We start from the raw sequence: 22,055 nt of genomic DNA, 5'->3' as shown, positions 1-22,055 counted from the left end.
ATCGATTAATCTCCCTCTCAATATCGTAAAGCATCTATCGCCGCAAAGGGCGCTTATCCGGCCAGTAGGTAATGGGAAAAAGACGGTTTCCCCGCCTTGCTGTCTTATTATACCACAAATGTATGCCCCGTCAATCGCTTTTGTCCACAGAAATCGGGAAAAACCGCAATTTTGGTTCTCTGCCCTATTTTCCGGGAAACGCCGGTTCGTGGTTTGTCACTAATCACGGAAACCGTTAATAACTTTTGTAGAGAAAATCGAAGCCTCGCCTTAAATACACCACATTTACTGGAAATGGACACAAAAATGACAGGGAAGCCTCCGCCGTCGGCCGGCTCACTCGTCAGGGGTTTGTTGTAAAAACGCCCGATCTTCCGGGGTAAGTTCCGCCTTTTCCAGCATGTCTGGCCGATGGCGGCGGGTGCGCAGCAGGGACTGCTGGCGGCGCCACCGGGCGATGTTGAGATGGTGGCCGGTGAGGAGCACGTCGGGGACCGGCCGGCCCTCCCAGACCGCGGGACGGGTATACTGCGGGTATTCCAGCAGGCCGGCGTAATGGCTCTCCTCGGTGAAGCAGCCCTCCTCCGAGAGCACGCCGGGCACTAGGCGGGACACGCAGTCCACCAGAGCCAGGGCGGGCAGCTCGCCGCCGGTGAGCACATAGTCGCCCATGGAAATCTGCTCGTCCACCAAGGCATCAAGCACCCGCTCGTCCACCCCCTCGTAGTGGCCGCAGAGAACGCAGAAGCGGGGAAGCTGCGCCAGTTCCTTGGCCCGCTGCTGGGTTAGCACCGCGCCTTGGGGGGACATATAGATGAGGTGGGGCCTCACACCGCCATCGGCGCAGACGGCGCGGAAGCAGTCGGCAATGGGCTGGGCGTTCATCACCATGCCCAGGCCGCCGCCGTAGGGATAATCGTCCACCTGCTTTTGCTTATTGAGGGTATAGTCCCGGATTTGGTGGCAGCGGATATCCAGCAGGCCCTTGGCCTGGGCGCGGCCGATGATGCTTTCGTCCAGCACGGCGCGGCACATATCCGGGAACAGGGTGAGCAAATCGATTCTCATGCGTCAAACAGTCCTTCCAGGGGGCGCAGCCGGATGACGTCGGCATCCAGGTTGACCTCCACGATCACCGACGGGATGGCGGGGATGAGGATTTCTCGCCCGTCCTCCATCGCCATGTGATAGACGGGGTTGGCCCCGGTTTCGCTGACGGCGGTCAGGGTGCCGTAGGGATGGCCGCTGTCCGCGTCCACAATGGCCATGCCGATCAAATCCTTAATAAAATACCGCCCCGCCGGCAGCTTCAGATCCGCGCGGGCGAGATAGAGCAGCCTCCCTCGCAGGGCGGAGGCGTCCTGCACGGTGTCCACCCCGTCCAGCTTGGCCAGGGCGATGTTTTTATGAGGGCGGGACTTGACCCGGACGGGGGACGCGCCCGCCTTATCCCAGTACAGCGTGGTCAGGGTGGCGAACAGGGCGGGGGAATCGCACCAGGGCTGCACCCGCACCTCGCCCCGCACCCCATGGGTGCCCACGATTTGCCCGGCCTCGAGAAACGCCTGCTTCGGCATACGGCTGGCTCCTTCCTTTCCATGGTTCAACAGAATACATTGATTATACGGGCGGGGGACAGGTTTGTCAACCGGCGCGGCGGTCACAAAAAAGCCGGCGGCCTTGCGGGCCGCCGGCTTTCGGAATTAAATGGAAATTTCGTGGGCCATGCGGTAGAGCTCGAAATCGAAGGGCTTTTTCATTTGCAGCGCTTCCTCGATGTCGTAGTCCAGAATGTGATCGTTCTGGATGGTGACCACCCGGTTGCTCTTGCCGTCGAGCAGGAGGAGGACGGCGTGATAGCCCATCTCGCTGGCCAGCACCCGATCCCGCAGGGAGGGGGAACCGCCCCGCTGCACGTGACCGAGGATGGTGGCGCGGGTCTCGATGCCGGTGCGGGCCTGGATCTTCTCCGACATCTCGATGACGTGGCCCACCCCTTCGGCGACGATGATGATGAAATGCTTCTTGCCGGTGGCGGAGGTGGCAAACATCCGCTCGATGATATCCTTCTCGAAATCAAAGGGGATTTCGGGCACGATGATGCTGGTGGCGCCGCAGGCGATGCCCACGTTCAGCGCGAGATACCCCGCGCGGCGGCCCATGACCTCCACCACGCTGCACCGGTCATGCGACTGGGCGGTGTCCCGCAGCTTGTCGATCATTTCCATGCAGGTGTTCAGGGCGGTATCGTAGCCAATGGTGTGTTCACAGCAGGAGATGTCGTTATCGATGGTGCCGGGGATGCCGATGCAGGGCATGCCGTGGCGGGTCAGATCCTGCGCGCCGCGGAAGGAACCGTCGCCGCCGATGACCACCACGCCTTCGACGCCGTTGTCCCGGCAGGTCTGCACCGCCTTCTGAATGCCCTCCTCGGTGCAGAATTCGGGGCTGCGGGCGGTGTACAGCATGGTGCCGCCGCGGTGGATGATATCCGAGACGCTGCGCAGATTCATCTCCACCAGATCCCCGTGGATCAGGCCGTTGTACCCCCGGTAGACGCCGAGAACCTGCACGCCCCGGCTCAGAGCGGTACGCACGACGGCGCGTACCGCGGCGTTCATGCCGGGAGCGTCGCCGCCGCTGGTCAGTACGGCAATTTTTTTGATGGCCATAACGAATTTCTCTCCTATCCATCCCCGGAACTGGCCGGGGTAGAAATTACAAATGTCCTGCAAACAGCGCCCCGCCGGAACGGTCCGGCGCTGAACGGTATACGAACTTATTCTACCAGATTGTCAAGAAGATATCAATCCTGTATTTATCTAAGAAACCGCCCGTTTTTTGATGTATATTCGACATGTTGACGGCGGGTTCGCGCGAAATAACACGTGTTAATCGACCAGGGCCACGTTCTCCTCCCCCAGCACCCGGCACAGTTCTTCGAGCAGGGGGGCGTTGGGCCAGATCCAGAGGCTGCGGGGGGCCCGCACCAGCTTGCCGGTATCGGTGAAGCGGATATACACCGGCTCCTCCCCCTCGAAGATGGCCAGCAGGTTTTCCGCCCGCTTATAGGCCGGGCAGTCCTTGGAGGGCAGGCGCAGATATAGGCCGTGCCGACTGGAACGGGGCTTGGGGGCGGAGGGAGGAGGCGCGGCGGCGGCCCGGGGGTTCTCCGGCCGGGCGGGAGGGGGAGCCGCCGGATCGGGAGCCTCGGAAAACCGGTCGGCCAGGAGCTTGGGCTCCTCCTCTTCCCGGACGCTCAGCCGGCCCTGCACCAGCACCACGGTCCCCGCCTGCACCAGCGGGCCGTAGCGGGACAGGGTTTGGGGAAACACCAGCAGCTCCATGGCCCCGTAGAGATCCTCGAACTGGACATAGGCCATGACCCCGCCGCTTTTGGTCGTCTGGGTGCGCACGGCGCCGATCATGCCGAGCAGCTGCACCTGGGCGCCGTCGGCATAGCCGCCGCCCTCCTCCAAGGAGGTGAGGATGCGGTCTATCCGGGCGGCCCGCAACGTCTTATACAGCGGGGCATAGGGAGCCAGAGGGTGGCCGGAGAGATAGAGACCCGCCACCTCCTTTTCCATGGCCAGCAGCTCGGCATAGGGCAGCTCGGGCACATCGGGCAGAGGGATTTCATCGTTCCCCTCCAGGCCGGGAGTGTCGAAGAACCCCATCTGGCCGTCCAGATTGCGCCGGTTCTGATCGTCGAGCTGATCGATCACCCGATCAGCGATTTCCAGCATCTGCCGCCGGTTGGCCCCCAGGCCGTCCAGCGCGCCGCAGCGTATGAGGCTGTCCAGACCGCGGCGGTTGAATTCCCGGCAGGGGGAGAGGCGCTTGCAGAAGGTATAAAAGCTGCGGTAGGGGCCGTTTTCCTCCCGCTCCCGCGTCAGCTCCGCGATGAAGCCGCCGCCCAGGTTTTTCACCGCCAGCAGGCCGAAGCGGATATGGTCCCCTGAGACGGTGAAGCCGGCGGTGCTCTCGTTGACCGAGGGGGGGAGCACCTGGATGCCCAGCCGCTCGCATTCCCCGATGTAGCCGGCCACCTTGCCGCTGCCCAGGACGCTGGTCAGCAGAGCGGCCATGTATTCCCGGGGATAGAAGCATTTCAGATAGGCCGTCTGGTAGACCACCATCGCGTAGGCGGCGGCGTGAGGCTTGTTGAAGGCGTAGGAGGCAAATGCGGACATATCGTTAAAAATAACATCTGCTACTTTTTCCGGAACGCCGCGACGGTCGCAGCCCTCCACCACCACGGCTCCGGTTTCATCGGTCAGGCCGTGGAGAAAGATCTCCCGTTCCCGGGCCATGACGTCGTGCTTCTTCTTGGACATGGCGCGGCGCACCACATCCGCCCGGCCCAGGGAGTAGCCCGCCAGCTCGCGGAACACCTGCATGACCTGCTCCTGATAGACGATGCAGCCGTAGGTGACGCTGAGGATAGGCTCGAGGCGGGGATGAAGATACCGCACCTGCTCCGGATGGTGGCGGTTGTGGATATATTTGGGAATGGAATCCATGGGGCCGGGGCGATAGAGGGAAATCACGGCGATGAGATCCTCGAAGCGGTCGGGCTTCAGGCTCATGAGCACCCGCTTGAGGCCGGAGGATTCCATCTGAAACACGCCGTCGCTGTTGCCGGCGGAGAGCATGTCGTAGACCTCCTTGGCGTCCAGGGGCAGGCCCTCCACCGCAAAGCCGGGCTCCCGGCGGCGGATCAGCTTTTCGGCGTCGGCGATGACGGTCAGGTTGCGCAGGCCGAGAAAATCCATTTTCAGCAGGCCCAGCTCCTCCAGATTCTTCATGGGGTACTGGGTGGCGACGGCTTCGCTGTTGACGCACAGGGGGACGAAATCGCTGACCGGGCGGGGGGCGATGACCACCCCGGCGGCGTGGGTGGAGGCGTTGCGGGGCATCCCCTCCACTTTCTTGGCCATATCCACCAAGCGGCGCACCTGGGGATCCGTCTCCACACACTCCCGGAAGGCCTTGGACTGCTCGAGCGCCTTGTCCAGGGTCATATTCAGCTCCCAGGGGACCAGCTTGGCCACCTTGTCGGCCAGGGAGTAGGGCATGGCCAGGGCGCGGGCCACGTCCCGGATGGCGGCACGTGCCGCCATAGTGCCGAAGGTGATGATCTGCGCCACCCGGTCGGCCCCGTATTTCCGAATTACGTAGTCGATGACCTGCTGGCGTTTCTCGGTGCAGAAATCAATATCGAAGTCGGGCATGCTCACCCGCTCGGGATTGAGAAACCGCTCGAAAAGCAGGTTGTATTTCAGCGGGTCGATGGCGGTGATGCCGATGCAGTAGGCGCACAGGCTGCCGGCGCCGGAACCGCGGCCCGGCCCCACCGGAATGGCGTGGGTTTTGGCGTAATGCACATAGTCGTGGACAATGAGATAGTAGTCCACATAGCCCATCTGCTCGATGGTGTCCAGCTCATAGCGCAGGCGTTCGGTCACTTCAGGGGACGGGGATTCCCCATACAGCCGGTGCATCCCCTCGGTGCAGAGCTGCTCGAAGTAAGCGGTGCTGTCCCCGCCGGGGGCGTCGAAGGTGGGGAGCTTCAGCTTGCCGAATTCCAGCTCCACCCGGCAGCGCTCCGCGATGCGCACGGTGTTGTCGAAGGCCTCGGGGACGGCGGGGAACAGGGCGCGCATCTCCTCCTCCGATTTGAGGTAGAATTCCTCGGTGGCGAAGGCCATGGGGCTGGGGTCGTCCACGGTGGTGCCGGTCTGGATGCAGACCAGCACCTTCTGCATCTGGGCATCCTCCCGGCGCAGATAGTGGGCGTCGTTGGTGCAGACCAGGGGGATCCCGGTCTGAGCAGAGAGGCGGAGAATTTGCGGATTGACAGCCTTCTGCTCGGGCAGGCCGTGATCCTGCAGTTCGAGAAAATAGTTGTCCGGGCCGAACAGATCCCGGTACCACAGGGCGATGGCCTTTGCGCCGTCGAAGTCGCCCCGGCGCAGAGCGCGGGGAATTTCCCCGGCCAGGCAGGCGGACAGGGCGATGAGGCCCTCATGGTATTGGGTGAGCAGCTCCCTGTCCACCCGGGGGCGGCTGTAAAACCCTTCCGTCCAGGCGGCGGAAACCAGCTTGACCAGGTTGCGGTAGCCGGTTTCGTTCTCGCACAGCAGCACCAGGTGGCTGTGCTCGCTGTCCACGCCGTGCACCTTGTCGTGCCGGGTGCGGGCGGCCACATAGACCTCGCAGCCGAGAATGGGGTGCACACCCGCCTTTCCGGCGGCCTTATAAAAGTCCACCACGCCGTACATGACGCCGTGATCGGTGATGGCCACCGCGGTCTGGCCCAGCTCCCGGGCGCGCTCCACCAGCCCCTCGATGCGGCAGGCGCCGTCCAAGAGGCTGTATTCACTGTGAACATGGAGATGGGCGAAGCCGGACATAATCCATCACATTCCTTTCGGTCAGGGCAGCTTGTCCGCGTGTTCCACAATGCGGCGCAGCCGGTGGTTGATGCCGGATCGGCTCAGCGGCGGATCCATGGTCTCTCCCAGCTCTCTGAGGGACATATCGGGATTTTCCAGCCGCAGGCGCGCCACCTCGCGCAGTTCCTCGGGCAGCAGTGCGAGGCCGCCGTGGGCCTCGATTTTCCGCACCGCGTCCAGGTGGACGGCGGCGGCGGCCACGGTTTTGTCGATGTTGGCGCTCTCGCAGTTGGTGACCCGGTTGGCGTTGTTGCGGATGTCCTTGACCATTTTGATGCCCATCAGCTCCAGGGAGGCGTTGGTCGCGCCCATGAGGGTCAGGCAGTCCTCAATCTGCTCGCTTTCCTTGAGATAGACAACCTGGGCGCCCTTGCGGCAGACCTGCTTGGCATGAAAGCCCAGCTCCCGCAGCAGGGCCAGGAGATCGCGGCAGAGGTTGTAATAGGGGACACTGAATTCCATATGGTAGCCGCTGGCGGGGTCGATGACCGCGCCGCAGGCGAGGAAGGCGCCCCGCAGCAGGGCGGGCGCGCAGCCGTCGCATTCCAGGTTGGCCCGATTGAGGCGGACGGCGAGATCGGCGGGGCTGTGGCCGAAGCGCTCCAGCACCCGGGCGCGGGGGGCGTCCCCCTCCACCGACACGATGCAGAAGCCGCCCCGGCGGGGCAGGGTCTGCACGGCTGGCGGCGCGATGCCGCACACGTCGGCGGCCAGCGCGCTGTATAGGTGGGCCACGGCGGCGTGCTCGGTCTGCAGGGACATGCGGGAGCCGGTAAAGGCGTGGCCGAACTCCAGCAGGCCGTAGGCCAGCGCGGCGCGGCAGCAGGGTTTGTCGGCGGTCAGCTCCGCCAGCTCCTGTTTGACTTCGGAGGAAAAGGACATGGCCCATCACATTCCTTTCGCGTTCGGGGCGGCGGCCGGCGGCAGTTGCAAAAAACTGCCTGCGGGGCGCAGCATCGCCCGCAAGCAGTTTTCATCAGGCAGCCGGGCGTTTTCCCGTTCAGGCTTTTTCGATGTCCCGGTGGTTGACCATGACCCGGTGGCCCATGGCCGCGATATGTTTGGCCAGCTCTTCCGCCAGGGTGACCGACCGGTGCTTGCCGCCGGTGCAGCCAATGGCGATGACCAGCTGGCTTTTGCCCTCGTTGATATACAGGGGGAGGAGGTAATCGATCATGGCGTACATCCGCTCCTGGAAGCCTTTGGTTTCGGACTTTTCCAGCACGTAGTCCCGCACGTCGGCGTCCAGGCCGGTTTTGCGCTTGAGCTCGTCCACATAGAAGGGGTTGGGCAGGCAGCGGACGTCCAGCATCAGGTCCGCTTCCGCCGGGAAGCCGTATTTGAAGCCGAAGGACATGCACTGGATGAGCATGGCCTTGGAGGTGTCGCCCATAAACAGGGTGGTGATCCGCTCCTTGAGCTGGGCGGAGGAGAGGTGGGAGGTATCGATGAGGTAATCGGTGCGGGAGCGGGCGGATTTCAGCAGGGCACGCTCCATCTCGATGGCCTTGATCACCGAGCCGCCGTTGGCCGCCGCCAGGGGATGCTTGCGGCGGGTTTCCTTATACCGCCGGGCCAGCACCTGGTCGTCGCATTCCAGAAACAGCAGGGTATAATCCCCGCCCTGGCGCTTGAGCTCGTCCAGGCTTTCGGTCAGGTCGTCGAACAGCTCGCCGCCGCGGGCATCGATGACGATGGCCACCCGGGACAGGGTTTCCTTGGACTGCAGGCACAGCTCGGCAAATTTGGGAAGCAGTTTGGGAGGCATGTTGTCCACGCAATAAAACCCGATATCCTCCAGCGCGTCCACAGCGCGGGATTTCCCCGCGCCAGACAGGCCGGTCACTATAACAAATTCCACAGGCGCCTCCTCTTTCTATGCCGCACGCTTAAGGTAAGCGACGAATCCAACACGTCTGGCGGTTTGGTGGAGATTAACCACTGGATGGACCCATTGCTTATTAAAATTCTCCGATGAACCGAACTTCCGGCTCCAGCTGCACGCCCTGCTCGCGGAACACCCGCTCCTGCACCGCCTCGCACAGACGCAGCACGTCCTGTGCGGTGGCGCCGCCCCGGTTGACCACGAAGCCCGCATGTTTTTCACTGACCTGGGCGCCACCGACGGCGAAGCCCTTGAGGCCGCAGCCCTCGATGAGGGCACCGGCAAAGTGGCCGGGGGGACGCTTGAAAAAGCTGCCCGCGCTGGGGTATTCCAGCGGCTGCTTTTCCCGGCGGCGGCGCAGCAGCTCCTCCATACGGGCGGCAATCTCCGCCGGATCGCCGGGGGTGAGGCGGAGGGTGGCGGACACCACCATGTCTCCCTCGTCCATGAAGACGCTGTGCCGGTATCCCAGATTCAGCCGATCGGCGGCAAAGGTATGCCGCTTGCCCGTCCGGCTCAGGCCGGTGGCGGACACCAGCACCTGATCCATCTGCCCGCCGTAGGCGCCGGCGTTCATGTATACCGCGCCGCCCACCGCGCCGGGGATGCCGAAGGCGAATTCCAGGCCGGTGAGCGCCTTGTCCCGGGCATACTGGCACAGGCGTTTAAGAGACACGCCGGCGGAGCACTGGACGGTGCGGCCGTCGGGCTGAAGAGTGGGGGCGGCCTGCCGGCCGTCCAGACGGATCACCGCGCCGCGAAGGCCTTTGTCCCCCACCAGCAGATTGGTGCCGTTGCCCAGCAGGTAAACGGGAATATCCTCCTCCCGGCAGCGGATCAGCGCCGCGGCGGCCGCCGCCTCGGTGGGGGCGGTGATATACACGTCCGCGGGGCCGCCGATTTTAAATGACGTGTAATCGATCATGGACACCTGTTCTTCCGCCGTGCACCCCAGGGTGCGCGCATACGCGGCCAGCGCAGAAAGCCGCATGGCTCTCCTCCTCCGTATGAGTAATCCGGGCTATCCGGGGATGTGCGTTACCGCTCCCCCAGGAAGGCAGCGCCGATGATGCCCGCGTCGTTGCCCAGGGTGGCGACGCACAGGCGGGTCTGATGGCTGCTGTACTTGCTGTACCGTTCCCGCTCGATGTGGGCGGCCAGGGGCTTGAGGAGGGTATCCCCCTCCTTGCAGATGCCGCCGCCGATACACAGCACCTCGGGCTGGAAGATGTTGATGACGTTGATGAGACCGGTGGCGATGTATTTGATATAGGTATCCACCACCTGCGCGGCCACGGCGTCCCCGGCGCGCATGCCGTCGAAAGCGGTGCGGCCGTTGACCTTATCCAGATCCTCCGCGATGCTCCACATGGCGCTGTCCGGATGGTTGACCATGGCGCGGCGGGTCTGGTTGATAAGGGCGGTGGCGGAGGCGTAGGCTTCCCAGCAGCCGAACCGGCCGCAGGTGCACAGCTCCCCGTCCACCATGATGACGGTATGACCCAGCTCCGCGCCCGCGAAGTTGAAGCCGCCGTAAATCTTGCCGTCGATGATGATGCCGCCGCCCACGCCGGTGCCCAGGGTGATGCACACGCAGCTCTGCGCGCCCTTGGCGGCACCGGCCAGGGCCTCGCCCAGGGCCGCCGCGTTGGCGTCGTTCTCAATGTAGACCGCTTTGTCCAGCATGCCGCCCAGCATATCCCGCAGGGGCAGCTTTTCGAATTGCAGGTTGTTGGAATATTCCACGATGCCGGTATCGGCGTTGCAGGTGCCGGGGCTGCCCACGCCTACATAGGCGATGTCCGCCATAGTCAAGCCGGCGTTCTGCACGGCCTCCTTGGCCATGCGAGCCATGTCCACCACGATTTCTTCCGCCGGGCGGGGAATGCGGGTTTTGCATTTGGCGGTGGCGACGATGCGGAACTCGTCGTCCACGACGCCCGCCACGATATTGGTGCCGCCGAGGTCGATGCCGATTCTGTACATGGGTGTTCCTCCGATTTTATACGATTATGTAGAAGCCGCAGGGCTTCGGTAAAGGGTACGCCAGTTTAATATACACGCGGGACTCAGAATTTATTCCATTCCACCTGCACCTGGGGCGGGGCCTCGGTCTCGTCCAGCATCCCCAGGTTGTGCATGAGCTCCTGGGCCGCGTTATAGCCCATTTTTTTCTGCCGGTTGTTCATCGAGGCCACCTCGATGATGATGGCCAGGTTCCGGCCGGGCTTGACCGGGATGGTCAGCTGGGGCACGGTGATGCCCAGAATGTCGGTGTATTCGTTGTCCAGGCCCATGCGGTCGTAGACCTTTTCGCTGTCCCAAGGCTCCAGCAGGATGACCATGTCGATTTTCTCAGTCACCTTGACAGAGCCCATGCCGAAGATGCGGCGGGCGTTGACGATGCCGATGCCCCGCAGCTCGATAAAGTGGCGGATATTGTCCGGCGCGGAGCCCACCAGGGTCTTGGACGACACCCGACGGATCTCCACCGCGTCGTCCGCGATTAGCCGGTGGCCGCGCTTGACCAGCTCAATAGCCGTTTCGCTTTTGCCCACGCCGCTGTCCCCCATGAGGAGGATGCCCTCGCCGTACACCTCCACAAACACGCCGTGGCGGGTGATGCGGGGGGCCAGCTGCACGTTGAGATAGGCGATGAGGCTGGCCATGAAGCCGGAGGTGGTGTCCGCCGTGCGCAGGAGGGGCACCTGGTATTTCTCGCAGCTGGCCTTTAGCTCGGGGAAAATCTCCAGGCCGCGGGAGACCACCATGGCGGGGGGCTTATGGGACGCCAGCTCGTCCAGGCGGAGGGCCCGCGTTTCGGGGGCCAGATCCTCCAAAAAGCCGAATTCGCTTTTGCCCATGACCTGCACCCGGTCGTTGTCGAAATAATCGAAATAGCCGCTCAGGGCCAGGCCGGGGCGGTTGACGTCGCTGGAATACACCAGGATTTCCTCCGGCGGGGCGGGCATATAGATGGTTTCCAGCATGGTTTCCTTGATGATACCGGCCAGGGGGACGGTAAAGGTTTTCGCCATCGGGCATCACGCCTTTTCGTTTATTCAGGCTGGGTTCGCATATATATTGAGTATTATATCGTATTATACCGTATTCGGAAAAAACTTTAAAGGGCTTTTTCAGAGTTTTTCCACTGAAATTAAGAAGATATCGCCTGTTTCCACTTGAATCCGCGCGGGCGGGTATAGTAAAATAGAAGACATCGGGCCGGTATGCCGGCAAAGGGAAGGAAGGGACTCTCCGCATGAGCCGTTTGAAAATCGGGCTGTTTAACGATTCGTTTCCCCCCACCATCGACGGGGTGGCCCAGGCTGTGAAAAATTACGCGGCCGTGCTGCACGACAAGCACTGCGATGTGACGGTGGTGACGCCGGATTATAAGGATGTACAGGACGATTACCCCTTCGAGGTGTTCCGGTACCGTTCGCTGCGCGCCGACAAGCGGATCGGCTACCGGGTGGGCAATCCTTTTGACCCCAAAACCCTGATCAAGCTGCGCACCAAGCGGTTTGATCTGATGCATATTCACTCCCCCTTCGCCTCGTCGGTGCTGGTCAGCAACATCAACCACCGGCCCAAGGTGCCGGTGGTGCTCACCTACCACACCAAATTCGACGTGGACATCGCCAAGCGGGTGCCTCTGGACGGTATGCGGAAAATCGCCATGAAGTTCCTGCTCGACAACATCAACGCGGTGGACGAGGTCTGGGTGGTGACAGAGGGCTGCGGCCGCGCCCTGCGGGACGTGGGGTACCGGGGCAGCTACCACGTGATGGAAAACGGCACCGATTTCGCCTACGGCCGGGCGCCGCAGGGGGAAATCGACGCGCTGCGGGAACAGTACGGTGTGCGGGAGGACGAGTTCGTTTTCCTGTTCGTGGGGCGTATGATGTGGTACAAGAACGTGCGTCTCATTCTGGACGCGCTGAAATATCTGTACGGGCAGGGGGTGCCCTTCCGGGCCTTTCTGGTGGGAGACGGGTTCGACGCGCCCGATATACAGGCCTACGCCAAGGGGATCGGGCTGGAAGGGCCGGTCACCTTTACGGGGGCGATTTACGACCGGGAGGCGCTGCGGGCGTATTACTCCCTGGCGGATATGTTCCTGTTCCCCTCCACCTACGACACCTCCGGCATTGTGGTCAAGGAGGCGGCGGCCTGCGACTGCCCCGCCCTGCTGGTGGAGGGAAGCTGCGCGGCCGAGGGGGTCGCCCACGATTTCACCGGCTTTCTGGCGGAGGAAACCGCCGAGTCCTGCGGGCAGGTGCTGTTTAAGGCCTGCGAGGATCGGGGGCATATTGCGGAGGTGGGCAAGCACGCGGGCGAGCACCTTTACCTCTCCTGGGAGACGGCGGTGGAGCGGGCCTACAAGCGCTACACGGAAATCCTCGACCGATGGCCGGGTCCCATGCCATATAACGGAAAAACCCGGTGGTACTGAACAAGCAGAGCCCGCTGAAGCCATGGCTTCAGCGGGCTCTGCTTGTTGAACGGAGGCTCAATATTGCTTGCGCCGCAGGATGCGGGCGGAGAGAAGCAGGGAGGCGGCCAGGGCGGCCGCCAGAACGGCCGCGCCGATAAAGGGCAGGGCTGTCACCACCCCGGCGGGGATTTGCGAAAGCATGGAAAACGCGTCGGGGAAAAGCTTGCTGACCAGGACGATCGCCATAACGGGGAAGAAGACCACCAACAGCATGATGATCCGGCTTTTATTGACCCCGAACTTATAGAAGATCGGGAAGAGGATCGCCATGAGAACCAGGGCGGCCACCAAGGCGCCGATGAGGCCGAACAGCATGTCGTTGAAGGCGGCGTTCCCTTTGACCAGCTGCACCACCGAGCTGACGCCGGCGGTCAGCAGGCAGCCGAGCAGCCCCAACAGCAGGCTGGAGGCGTACCGGGAGAGAACCACCTGCATGGGGGGCAGCGGCGAGGCGGCCACCAGCTTATCGAAGCCGTTCTGTTCATCGTAGGCGAAGCAGTTGATGGACAGCATGAAGCAGACGACAGCCATGAAGGAGCTCATGCTGGCCGCCCCGTCCCCGATGCCGGAAAAGATGGCGACCATCAGCACAATATACACGATAAAAAATTTTCCTTGTCTGCCGATGAGGGACAGATCCTTATATATCAAGCCTTTCATGACCGGCCGCCTTTCTTTTTTCTGGTATAGAACAGCATGATTTCCTCGATGGTGGGGCGCTCGGCTGTCAGGGCGGGATACCGGCGGGCCACATCCCGGCGGCAGAGGGCCTCAAAGCCGAAGGCGTTCTCATGCACGCCGATAAAATCGGCGTCGTTCAGGACGCGCCGCTGATCCGCCCCGCCCTTGACAACGGCGTAGTCCTCCCGCAGCACGTCCTTTTCCTCGTGGAACAGCAGCTTTCCCTCATGGAGAAGGGCGATGGTGTCCGCCACCTTGTCCAGATCGCTGGTGATATGGGAGGAAAGGATGACGGCGCGGGTTTCGTCCTGCAGAAAATCCAGAAAAATATCCAGGATTTCATCCCGCACGAGGGGATCCAGACCGCTGGTGGGTTCGTCCAGAATGAGCAGGTCGGGATGATGGCTCAGGGCGGCGGCAATGGCCAGCTTCATTTTCATGCCGCGGGAAAACTCCTTGACGATTTTGTTTTCCGGCAGGCTGAAGTCCCGCAGGTAGCCGGCGAAGGCTTGGTCGTCCCAGTCGGCGTACAGGCCCTTCATGTACCGGCCGATCTGACGGGGAGCCAGCACATCGTGAAAGCAGGGCTCGTCGAACACCACGCCAATGCGCTTTTTCACGGCGGTCTCCTGCTCGATGTTGTCCAGTCCGAAGAGGCGGATGGATCCCGCGTCGCGGCGGATCAGGTTGAGAATGAGCTTGATGGTGGTGCTCTTGCCCGCGCCGTTGGCCCCTACCAGGCCGGTGATGGTGCCGGGCGCCACCGAGAGGTTCACGTTGTCCAGGCAAAACCCGTCGAACCGCCGGGTCAGCCCTTGTATCTCCAGAATGTTGTCCATGGTTTCTTCTACTCCCTTATGCGTTAGAATGGATCCTGGTACAGGATCCGGATGAGGGCGCACAGCTCGTCGGCGTCCACCCCGGCGGCGCGGGCCGCGTCCACGGCGTCGGCCAGATGGGCCTCCAGCCGCCGCCGCTGTTCCTCCCGCAGGATGTCCAGGTTTTTCGCCGCGACAAAGCTGCCCCGTCCCGTCATGGTGACGATAAAGCCTTCCCGCTCCAGTTCCTCATAAGCGCGTTTGGTGGTGATGAGGCTGATGCGCAGCTCCTTGGCCAGCAGCCGCATGGAGGGCAGCGCTTCCCCCTCCGTCAGCTCTCCGGCTACAATTGCCTGTTTGATTTGCACCACGATCTGCTCATAAATGGGCATGTCGCCGGTGTTGCGAATCACAATGTTCAAGGGGCGATCCTCCAAACGTGCTTATTGTGTATATAGTATATACACAATATTCTGTTTTGTCAACCGGTATTTTTCCCCGCGCCGCTGTCGAAAAAATGTGGACGGAACTTGCCGGTGGATCGTTGCGTGCGCGGTCGGAATGCGGTATACTAAGGGCAGCGGATAGAGGTTGTATTGTATATTTATCGTATTATATACGATGAGTTTAGAAAATAAGATGGCGGAAAGGGTAAAGGATGGCTGTGGAATATAACGCGTATGTTCCGTCCCCGGAGGAGATGCAGCGTCGGGCTCTGCGGGCGGACGGCAACTTTATTGGAACCGGCATGCTGTTCTTGGTCGCCCTGTCCCAGTTTCTTTACACCATCGTGGTGCTGGGGCTGGTGTTCTTTCATGTGATCCCCTATGCGTATGTGGGACTCAACGATCTGGGGCTGGGCAACACGTCGTATTTGCTGCTGTATATGGGCGTATACATCGTGATGATGGGGGCGCCTCTGCCGGTGGCGGCATTGATCCAGCGGCGGCGGATTCAGCCCTTCGGCCCGGCCAAAAGGGTGCACCCGCTGGCGTTCGCCGGCGGAGTGCTGGGCGGCATGGCCATGTGCGTGGTGGCCAACATCATCGCCAGTTACATCATGAATTTCCTGATGCTGCTGGGCATTCCCCAGCCGCCCATGCCCGATACCCTGACGCGCACGCCGCTGAGCCTCGGACTCAACCTGTTGATTTTCGCGGTGCTGCCCGCGCTGCTGGAGGAAATGGTGTTCCGGGGCTATGTGCTGCGCACGCTGCGGCCCTACGGCGACCGGACAGCCATTCTGGTTTCCTCCCTGCTGTTCGCCCTGATGCACGGGAACGTACTGCAGGTGCCTTTCGCGTTTATCGTGGGGCTGGTGCTGGGGTATGTGGCGGTGCAGACGGACAATATCTGGCTGGCGGTGGTCATTCACTTCGGCAACAACGCCATGTCCACGGTGCTGCAGTACCTGCAGATCGGCATGAGCGCGGAGGATCAGAACCGGATGACCACGCTGGTATTCTGCGTGCTGGCGCTGGTGGGGCTGCTGGCGCTGATCCTTCTCAAGGTGCGGGGCAGCCGGCTGGCGGCGCCGGTGAACCGGAACGGCGGCGGGGTGCCCACGACCCGGCATTTGAGCGGGCTGGTGGCGGCGCCGGCCTTTACGATTGCGATCATCGCGTTTATTCTCCTCATTCTGCTGAACACCGCGCTGAGCGTGGTACAGGCTGCGGCGTAAAGAGAAACCGCACGGAAAGGGGCACATGGTCTTGGCGGACGAAACCTACATGCGTCTGGCGCTGGAGCTGGCGCGGCAGGCGGCGGAGGAGGGCGAGGTGCCGGTGGGGGCGGTAATCGTGCGGGACGGCGAGGTGATCGCCACCGGGCGAAACCGGCGGGAAACCGCCCGCCACGCCCTGGCTCACGCGGAAATCGAGGCCATAGCCGGGGCCTGCGCGAGGCTGGGGGGATGGCGGCTTTCCGGCTGCGATTTGTACGTGACGCTGGAGCCCTGCCCCATGTGCGCGGGGGCCATCATCAATGCCCGGCTGAGCAGGGTCGTCCAGGGGACGGCGGATCCCAAGGCCGGCTCCTGCGGGTCGGTGGTCGATTTGTTCGCCCTGCCCTACAACCACCGGCCCGTGCTGGTGACCGGGGTGCTGGAGGAGGAATGCGCGGCTGAGCTGACGGGGTTCTTCCAGCGGCTGCGGCGGGAGCGGGACGGAAAAAAGCGGACGGGGCCGTGGAATGAGCAAAAAAAGAGGTAGCCTTTTGCAAAAATCTGTGGTATACTGAATTTATCAACAGAATACGTGCCGGAGCGATTGAGTTGTGCACAAACAGGACCTGGGGAAACCGCGGGTGTGTTTGCTGTACAGCTCTTTTTTTGTCTTGCGGGCGCTGACAGGGGGAATCGAATCTATGCCAAACCAATCCACCGCCTTTGACGTCGCGATCATCGGGGCGGGCATCGTCGGGTGCGCGGCCGCCTTCGAACTGAGCAAAACCACCGCCCGGGTGGCGCTTCTCGATCGGAGCAACGACGTGGGCACCGGCACCACCCGGGCCAACAGCGGCATCATCCACGCCGGGTACGACCCCGAGCCGGGCACGCGGATGGCCCGCTTCAATGTGGAGGGCAACGCGCTGACCCGGCAGCTGGCCGGAGAACTGCGGGTGCCTTTTGTGGGCAACGGCTCTCTGGTGGTCGCCTTGTCCGAGGAGGATTTGCCCGTGCTGCGCGGGCTGTACGAGAGAGGGCAGGCCAACGGCGTGCCGGGGCTGGAGCTGCTGAGCGGCGAGGAGGCCCGCCGGCGGGAGCCGGCGCTGGCCGGCGAGGTATGCGGGGCCTTATGGGCGCCCACGGCGGGAATTATCAGCCCGTGGGAGATGGCCATCGCCCTGGCGGACACGGCGGTAGTCAACGGCTGCGAGTTCCACGGAGGCTGCGCCGTGACCGGCATCGAACGGGAGGCGGACGGGTTCCGGCTGCACACCACGGGGGGCGATTTTCTCGCCCGGCGGGTTATCAACGCGGCGGGCACCCACGCGGACGCGGTCAACGCCTTCGTCACTGCCCCCTATTTCCGGATACAGCCCTCCAAGGGGCAGTACTATCTGCTGGACAAATCCCAGGGGGAACTGGTGGGGGCCACGGTGTTTCAGTGCCCCTCCGCCGCGGGAAAGGGCGTGCTGGTATCCCCCACGGTCCACGGCAATCTCATCGTCGGGCCGGACGCCATCCCCGCCGCGGGTCCGGACGATGTGGCGGTCACGGCCCAGGGGCTGAGCTTTGTGGCGGGGATGGCTCGCCGCTCCGTGCCTGGATTCAACCTGCGGGAATCCATCCGCAATTTCGCGGGGGTGCGGGCTATCAGTGATCGGGACGATTTTATCGTGGAGGAAGCGCCCGGCTGTCCCGGGTTCATCAACCTGTCGGGAATCAAGTCTCCCGGTCTGACCTCGGCCCCCGCCCTGGCGAAGGAGGCGGTCGCGCTGCTGCGAAAGAGCGGCCTTGTCCTGCAGGAGCGGGAGGGATTCCGCCTACATCCCCGGCCGCGGCCCTTCCGGTACGCCGGAGCGCGGGATCGGGCAGCCATGGCGGCGGAAAACCCGCGGATGGGCCGGGTGATCTGCCGGTGCGAAACGGTGACGGAGGGGGAAATCGTCGAAGCGATACACGCACCGGTTCCCGCCCGTTCCATCGACGGGGTCAAACGGCGGGTGGGCAGCGGCATGGGCCGGTGCCAGGGGGGCTTCTGCAGCCCCCGCATCGCGGCCATTTTGGCGCGGGAGCTGAACATTCCCCTGACTGCTGTGCTGCAGGACGGGGAAGGGACCGAAATACTCACGGAGGAGCTGGGACATGAATACCATCGGATATGATTTGGTCGTCATTGGCGGCGGCCCGGCGGGGCTGGCGGCGGCGGTGGCCGCCCGGGACAAGGGAGTGCGCTCCATCCTCGTGCTGGAACGGGACGGGACGCTGGGGGGCATTCTCAATCAGTGCATTCACAACGGGTTCGGGCTCCACTATTTCAAGGAGGAGCTGACCGGGCCGGAGTACGCGGGGCGGTTCATCGACAAGGCGGCCCAGGGCATCGACATCAAGACCGACACCATGGTGCTGGACATTTCCGACAGCCGGCTCATCCAGGCAGTCAATCCCACCGACGGCTATCTGTCCATCCAGGCGGGGGCTATCGTGCTGGCCATGGGCTGCCGGGAGCGGACGCGGGGAGCCATCGGCATCCCCGGCACCCGGCCGGCGGGGGTTTACACGGCCGGATGCGCCCAGCGGTTTGTCAACATCGAGGGCTGTATGCCGGGCCGGCGGGTGGTCATTCTCGGCTCGGGGGACATTGGGCTTATCATGGCGCGGCGGCTGACCCTGGAGGGGGCCAAGGTGCTGGCCTGTGTGGAGTTGCAGCCCTATTCCGGCGGGCTGCAGCGAAACATCACGCAATGCCTGGAGGATTTCGGGATTCCGCTTTACCTGTCCCACACCGTCACCGACATCCGGGGAGACAAGCGGGTGGAGCAGGTGGTGGTGTCGGCGGTGGACGACAGCCGCCGGCCGGTGCCGGGCAGCGAGATGGTGTTCGACTGCGACACCCTGCTGCTGTCGGTGGGGCTGATTCCGGAAAACGAGCTGTCCCGGCAGGCGGGAGTGGAGCTGGATCCCCGTACGAACGGGCCGCGGGTTTATGAAAATATGGAGACGTCCCTGTCGGGGGTGTTCGCCTGCGGCAATGTGGTGCATGTGCACGACCTGGTGGATTTCGTCACCATGGAGAGCACCCGGGCAGGGGAGGCCGCGGCGGCTTATCTGCAGGGGGACGCGCGGGGCGGCCCGGCCCTGGAGGTGCCGATCCGGGCCGGGGAAGGCGTGACCTACACGGTGCCTCAGGTGATCCGGCCGGATCGGATGGGCAAGACGGCGGAGCTGTTTTTCCGGGTGAACGCGGTGTATGAAAACGCCGTGCTGCGGGTGAGCGCCGGGGAACGGGTGCTGCTCGAGAAAAAACGGGAGCATATGGCGCCCGGCGAGATGGAACGGCTGCCGCTGCCGGCCAAGCTGATGCGAGACGCGGCGGAGCCGGTTACGGTACAGGTTGTGAAGGGAGGGAACGGCTGATGGACGGTTTGGAACGCCGGTTGGTCTGCATCGTCTGCCCGAAGGGCTGCCGGCTGCGGGCGCGGCAGGAGGAAGGGCGCTGGACGGTTGAGGGCAACGGCTGCCCCCGAGGCGAGGCATACGCCCTGCAGGAGCTGACCGCGCCCACCCGGGTGCTGACCACCACCGTGCGGCTGACGGGAGGGGCGCATCCCCGCCTGCCGGTCAAGACAGTGGGGGCCATCCCCAAGGAGCGGCTGTTCGACGCTATGGAGGCTCTGCGGCAGGTGGAGCTGACCGTTCCTGTGCGGCGGGGCGACGTGGTGGTGCCCGATCTGCTGGGCACCGGCATAGCGGTGGTAGCCACGCAGGACGCGGAATAACGAAACGAATAGAATAAGCCGGGAGCGGAAAGCTCCCGGCTTTTGTTTACAGACGCCGGGGGGTATGGTACACTGTATCCGACGCACAAAGCAGAGGAGGGGGTTCCGTGCGGTTTCGCGGGGCGATTTTTGATTTGGACGGCACGCTGCTCGACTCCATGGGCATGTGGGACGACATCGATGTGGCGTTTCTTTCCCGGCGGGGGCTGACCGTTCCGGATGACTACGTGCAGGCCATTGTTCCGCTGAGCTTTCGGGAGACGGCCGTATATACCATCGATCGGTTCGGGCTGACGGAAACGCCGGAGGCGGTGATGGAGGAATGGATGCGCATGGCGGAGGAGGCCTATGCCTTCCGGGTGGAGCCCAAACCCTATGCGGCGGAGCTGCTGCGCCGGTGGAAGGCGCGGGGCATCCGGCTGGCGGTGGCGACGGCCAACCACGAGAAGCTCTTTGCCCCGGCACTCCGGCGGGCGGGGATTTACGACTGCTTCGACGCCTTCACCACCCTGGCGGAGGTAAAGCGGGGCAAGGGCTTCCCCGACATTTATCTGCGCACGGCGGAGAAGCTGGCTCTGCCGCCGGCGGACTGCCTGGTGCTGGAGGACATTCTGGCGGGAATACGGGGCGCGCGGGCGGGCGGCTTTCAGACCGCGGCGGTGGCCGATCCCTCCAACCGGCACTCCAGGGAAGCGCTGGCGCGGGAGGCGGACCTGTTTTTGCAGGATTTTTCTGAAGCGCTGCGCTGGTGAGCGGGCTTGACAAAGTTTCCACAAGGGTGTATGCTGATTACGCCGCGAAAAACGGCGAAAAGACACCTGCATAAACGAAACAAGGGGTGCTGGCGTAAGGCCGGCTGAGAGGAAGCCCGTTTGGCTTTAAACCCTGTACCTGATCCGGATAATACCGGCGGAGGGATGTTTTCATAGGCGGCTGCCGGACGGGCCTTGGGCCTGTCTTCCGGAACTGCGTGAAAATCCTCCACCAACGGGTGGAGGATTTTTTTATGAAGCATGATTCGTGGCAGGAAAGAGAAGGGAAGACGCCTCTATGCAAACCAGCAAATCCATCCGACTGACGGAGAGCGCCATCATGCTGGCGTTCGCCACCGTGCTCAGCCTGATCAAAATCGTGGACATGCCCTTCGGGGGCAGCGTCACGGCCTGCAGCATGCTGCCGATTTTGATCATCGCCTACCGCTATGGCACCAAATGGGGCCTGTTCACCGCCTTTGCCGCCAGCCTGCTGCAGATGCTGATGGGGCTGAACAGCTTCAGCTATGTGACCAGCACGCGGGCCCTGATCGCCGTGGCTGTGTTCGATTTCCTCCTGGCGTTCATGGCAATGGGACTGGGCGGGGTGTTCCGCAAGGTCATTTCCAGCCAGAGCGGGGCCCTGGCTGCCGGCGCGGTGCTGGCCTGCTTCATCCGGTATCTCTGCCATACGGGGGTGGGCGCCACCGTGTGGGCGGACATCTCCATCCCGGCCCATGACGCGCTGATTTATTCCATCGTGTACAACGCCTCGTACATGGTGCCCGAGACCATCATCACCGTTATCGGTGCGATTTTTGTGGGCCAGATGCTGGATTTCCGGCGGGAAACCATCGAGCGGGTGCCGGCGACTGCCCGCAAGGGCTCCAATCTGCTGGGCGGCCTCTGCCTGGCAGCGGCGGTGGCGTTTGACGCGCTAATGCTGTACAACGCGGTGCAGACCGAGGAAGGCTTCGATATCACCCTGATCGGCGGGGCCAACTGGCTGCTGATGGCGGCGGTGTCCCTGTGCGCGGTGGTTCTCTATTTTGTCCCGCAGGCTGCGCGGCCCTGGACACTGGGCGGGTTTGCTCTGGCCTATGACGTGGTGCATGTCATCCAGCACGGCACGGCCGGCGCGGACTGGGCGATGCTGGCCGGGCTGACCGCTGGAGCGGTGGTGCTGGCGCTGGCTTTCGCCGGGCTGCGGAAATCTGCGGTGGTGGCCGCGGTGGTTTTCTTCGATGGGATCCATATCGTTTCCACCGCTCTTACCGAGGGGCTGCCCGCTTTTGTCTGGCCCGACGCGGTATGGTATATCGGGCCGGTGATGGCGGTGGCGCTGGGCGCGCTGGCCATTCTGGCGCTGAACAAATACGACAAGACCCGCGCACAGCGGGTGGCAGCGAAACCTGAGGAAGAAAAGACGCCCGTTCACGCGGGATAAACCCGGGGCCGGGAGAGGGTATCCTCTCCCGGCCTTTTTGCATATACTGGCAGGAATGCGTTGAATTTTAA

At 63.2% G+C, this 22,055-nt stretch carries 20 protein-coding genes and 1 riboswitch; of the genes, 8 read left to right on the top strand and 12 right to left on the bottom strand.

What is annotated here, in order from left to right; all coding sequences use genetic code 11:
- Positions 1 to 336: 336 nt before the first annotated feature.
- The 9 genes from trmD to hprK all read right to left on the bottom strand — a co-directional run bounded on the left by trmD (position 337) and on the right by hprK (position 11,381).
- Entirely contained in the window at positions 337 to 1,068 is a 732-nt protein-coding gene (trmD, locus tag ACSAMM_RS14225; protein ID WP_178721029.1) for a tRNA (guanosine(37)-N1)-methyltransferase TrmD, read from the bottom strand.
- Complete coding sequence (gene rimM, locus ACSAMM_RS14220) at positions 1,065 to 1,577, bottom strand: ribosome maturation factor RimM (RefSeq protein ID WP_178721027.1); 513 nt, start codon at positions 1,575 to 1,577, stop codon at positions 1,065 to 1,067. Before rimM ends, trmD begins: the two co-directional genes overlap by 4 nt.
- A 126-nt stretch (positions 1,578 to 1,703) precedes the next feature.
- Positions 1,704 to 2,672: a 6-phosphofructokinase gene (pfkA, locus tag ACSAMM_RS14215; protein ID WP_178721025.1), complete on the bottom strand. Its 969-nt coding sequence runs from the start codon at positions 2,670 to 2,672 to the stop codon at positions 1,704 to 1,706.
- A 219-nt stretch (positions 2,673 to 2,891) separates the two neighbouring features.
- Positions 2,892 to 6,416 (bottom strand): DNA polymerase III subunit alpha, encoded by a 3,525-nt coding sequence (locus ACSAMM_RS14210; RefSeq protein WP_457791938.1) that lies wholly within the window; start codon positions 6,414 to 6,416, stop codon positions 2,892 to 2,894.
- A gap of 21 nt (positions 6,417 to 6,437) precedes the next feature.
- Positions 6,438 to 7,340, bottom strand: coding sequence for a DNA-binding protein WhiA (gene whiA / locus ACSAMM_RS14205; protein ID WP_178721022.1), 903 nt, complete (start codon positions 7,338 to 7,340; stop codon positions 6,438 to 6,440).
- 118 nt (positions 7,341 to 7,458) lie between these two features.
- The gene (gene rapZ / locus ACSAMM_RS14200; protein ID WP_178721020.1) at positions 7,459 to 8,319 is read right to left on the bottom strand and encodes an RNase adapter RapZ; all 861 of its coding nucleotides are present in this window, start codon (positions 8,317 to 8,319) and stop codon (positions 7,459 to 7,461) included.
- 100 nt (positions 8,320 to 8,419) lie between these two features.
- Complete coding sequence (gene murB / locus ACSAMM_RS14195; protein WP_457791937.1) at positions 8,420 to 9,334, bottom strand: UDP-N-acetylmuramate dehydrogenase; 915 nt, start codon at positions 9,332 to 9,334, stop codon at positions 8,420 to 8,422.
- A gap of 47 nt (positions 9,335 to 9,381) precedes the next feature.
- Complete coding sequence (locus tag ACSAMM_RS14190) at positions 9,382 to 10,329, bottom strand: ROK family protein (RefSeq protein WP_178725945.1); 948 nt, start codon at positions 10,327 to 10,329, stop codon at positions 9,382 to 9,384.
- A gap of 83 nt (positions 10,330 to 10,412) precedes the next feature.
- Positions 10,413 to 11,381, bottom strand: a complete 969-nt coding sequence (gene hprK, locus ACSAMM_RS14185) for an HPr(Ser) kinase/phosphatase (protein WP_178725947.1) — start codon at positions 11,379 to 11,381, stop codon at positions 10,413 to 10,415.
- 224 nt (positions 11,382 to 11,605) lie between these two features.
- Between hprK and ACSAMM_RS14180 the strand changes: the two genes are divergently transcribed.
- Entirely contained in the window at positions 11,606 to 12,802 is a 1,197-nt protein-coding gene (locus ACSAMM_RS14180) for a glycosyltransferase (RefSeq protein WP_178725949.1), read from the top strand.
- A gap of 57 nt (positions 12,803 to 12,859) precedes the next feature.
- On the opposite strand, the gene ACSAMM_RS14175 is transcribed toward ACSAMM_RS14180, so the two are convergent.
- From ACSAMM_RS14175 to ACSAMM_RS14165, 3 genes are read right to left on the bottom strand one after another with little or no spacing between them, the layout of a single operon-like run.
- Positions 12,860 to 13,504, bottom strand: a complete 645-nt coding sequence (locus ACSAMM_RS14175) for an ABC-2 transporter permease (protein WP_178725951.1) — start codon at positions 13,502 to 13,504, stop codon at positions 12,860 to 12,862.
- A complete protein-coding gene (locus ACSAMM_RS14170) occupies positions 13,501 to 14,364 on the bottom strand; it encodes an ABC transporter ATP-binding protein (protein ID WP_457791936.1) in 864 nt (287 codons plus the stop codon). The genes ACSAMM_RS14175 and ACSAMM_RS14170 overlap by 4 nt, the downstream gene beginning before the upstream one ends.
- Positions 14,365 to 14,387: 23 nt before the next feature.
- The gene (locus ACSAMM_RS14165; RefSeq protein WP_178725955.1) at positions 14,388 to 14,765 is read right to left on the bottom strand and encodes a GntR family transcriptional regulator; all 378 of its coding nucleotides are present in this window, start codon (positions 14,763 to 14,765) and stop codon (positions 14,388 to 14,390) included.
- Positions 14,766 to 15,001: 236 nt separating this feature from the next.
- Between ACSAMM_RS14165 and ACSAMM_RS14160 the strand changes: the two genes are divergently transcribed.
- The 7 genes from ACSAMM_RS14160 to ACSAMM_RS14130 all read left to right on the top strand — a co-directional run bounded on the left by ACSAMM_RS14160 (position 15,002) and on the right by ACSAMM_RS14130 (position 21,984).
- Positions 15,002 to 16,024 (top strand): CPBP family glutamic-type intramembrane protease, encoded by a 1,023-nt coding sequence (locus ACSAMM_RS14160; protein ID WP_178725957.1) that lies wholly within the window; start codon positions 15,002 to 15,004, stop codon positions 16,022 to 16,024.
- 31 nt (positions 16,025 to 16,055) lie between these two features.
- On the top strand, positions 16,056 to 16,553 hold the full coding sequence (gene tadA, locus ACSAMM_RS14155; protein ID WP_457791935.1) for a tRNA adenosine(34) deaminase TadA: 498 nt from the start codon (positions 16,056 to 16,058) through the stop codon (positions 16,551 to 16,553).
- Between the two features lie 154 nt (positions 16,554 to 16,707).
- Positions 16,708 to 18,171: an FAD-dependent oxidoreductase gene (locus tag ACSAMM_RS14150; protein ID WP_457791934.1), complete on the top strand. Its 1,464-nt coding sequence runs from the start codon at positions 16,708 to 16,710 to the stop codon at positions 18,169 to 18,171.
- A complete protein-coding gene (locus tag ACSAMM_RS14145; RefSeq protein ID WP_457791933.1) occupies positions 18,152 to 19,423 on the top strand; it encodes an NAD(P)/FAD-dependent oxidoreductase in 1,272 nt (423 codons plus the stop codon). The genes ACSAMM_RS14150 and ACSAMM_RS14145 overlap by 20 nt, the downstream gene beginning before the upstream one ends.
- A complete protein-coding gene (locus tag ACSAMM_RS14140; RefSeq protein ID WP_457791931.1) occupies positions 19,423 to 19,785 on the top strand; it encodes a DUF1667 domain-containing protein in 363 nt (120 codons plus the stop codon). Before ACSAMM_RS14145 ends, ACSAMM_RS14140 begins: the two co-directional genes overlap by 1 nt.
- A 107-nt stretch (positions 19,786 to 19,892) precedes the next feature.
- On the top strand, positions 19,893 to 20,537 hold the full coding sequence (locus ACSAMM_RS14135; protein WP_178725239.1) for an HAD-IA family hydrolase: 645 nt from the start codon (positions 19,893 to 19,895) through the stop codon (positions 20,535 to 20,537).
- Between the two features lie 72 nt (positions 20,538 to 20,609).
- Positions 20,610 to 20,720: riboswitch (TPP riboswitch) on the top strand.
- 115 nt (positions 20,721 to 20,835) lie between these two features.
- Positions 20,836 to 21,984, top strand: coding sequence for an energy-coupled thiamine transporter ThiT (locus tag ACSAMM_RS14130; protein ID WP_457791930.1), 1,149 nt, complete (start codon positions 20,836 to 20,838; stop codon positions 21,982 to 21,984).
- Positions 21,985 to 22,055: the final 71 nt, after the last annotated feature.

It is taken from the genome of Anaeromassilibacillus sp. SJQ-5 (genome assembly GCF_054108045.1).
The sequence above is the reverse complement of the archived record's forward strand: the minus strand, read 5'-3'. Positions and strand labels throughout refer to the sequence as shown.

Bases quoted from the DNA above. Each gene is read 5' to 3' on its own strand.
- trmD (WP_178721029.1), bottom strand. From the start codon at position 1,068: ATGAGAATCGATTTGCTCACCCTGTTCCCGGATATGTGCCGCGCCGTG.
- rimM (WP_178721027.1), bottom strand. From the start codon at position 1,577: ATGCCGAAGCAGGCGTTTCTCGAGGCCGGGCAAATCGTGGGCACCCAT.
- pfkA (WP_178721025.1), bottom strand. From the start codon at position 2,672: ATGGCCATCAAAAAAATTGCCGTACTGACCAGCGGCGGCGACGCTCCC.
- ACSAMM_RS14210 (WP_457791938.1), bottom strand. From the start codon at position 6,416: ATGTCCGGCTTCGCCCATCTCCATGTTCACAGTGAATACAGCCTCTTG.
- whiA (WP_178721022.1), bottom strand. From the start codon at position 7,340: ATGTCCTTTTCCTCCGAAGTCAAACAGGAGCTGGCGGAGCTGACCGCC.
- murB (WP_457791937.1), bottom strand. From the start codon at position 9,334: ATGCGGCTTTCTGCGCTGGCCGCGTATGCGCGCACCCTGGGGTGCACG.
- ACSAMM_RS14190 (WP_178725945.1), bottom strand. From the start codon at position 10,329: ATGTACAGAATCGGCATCGACCTCGGCGGCACCAATATCGTGGCGGGC.
- hprK (WP_178725947.1), bottom strand. From the start codon at position 11,381: ATGGCGAAAACCTTTACCGTCCCCCTGGCCGGTATCATCAAGGAAACC.
- ACSAMM_RS14180 (WP_178725949.1), top strand. From the start codon at position 11,606: ATGAGCCGTTTGAAAATCGGGCTGTTTAACGATTCGTTTCCCCCCACC.
- ACSAMM_RS14175 (WP_178725951.1), bottom strand. From the start codon at position 13,504: ATGAAAGGCTTGATATATAAGGATCTGTCCCTCATCGGCAGACAAGGA.
- ACSAMM_RS14170 (WP_457791936.1), bottom strand. From the start codon at position 14,364: ATGGACAACATTCTGGAGATACAAGGGCTGACCCGGCGGTTCGACGGG.
- ACSAMM_RS14160 (WP_178725957.1), top strand. From the start codon at position 15,002: ATGGCTGTGGAATATAACGCGTATGTTCCGTCCCCGGAGGAGATGCAG.
- ACSAMM_RS14150 (WP_457791934.1), top strand. From the start codon at position 16,708: ATGCCAAACCAATCCACCGCCTTTGACGTCGCGATCATCGGGGCGGGC.
- ACSAMM_RS14145 (WP_457791933.1), top strand. From the start codon at position 18,152: ATGAATACCATCGGATATGATTTGGTCGTCATTGGCGGCGGCCCGGCG.
- ACSAMM_RS14140 (WP_457791931.1), top strand. From the start codon at position 19,423: ATGGACGGTTTGGAACGCCGGTTGGTCTGCATCGTCTGCCCGAAGGGC.
- ACSAMM_RS14130 (WP_457791930.1), top strand. From the start codon at position 20,836: ATGCAAACCAGCAAATCCATCCGACTGACGGAGAGCGCCATCATGCTG.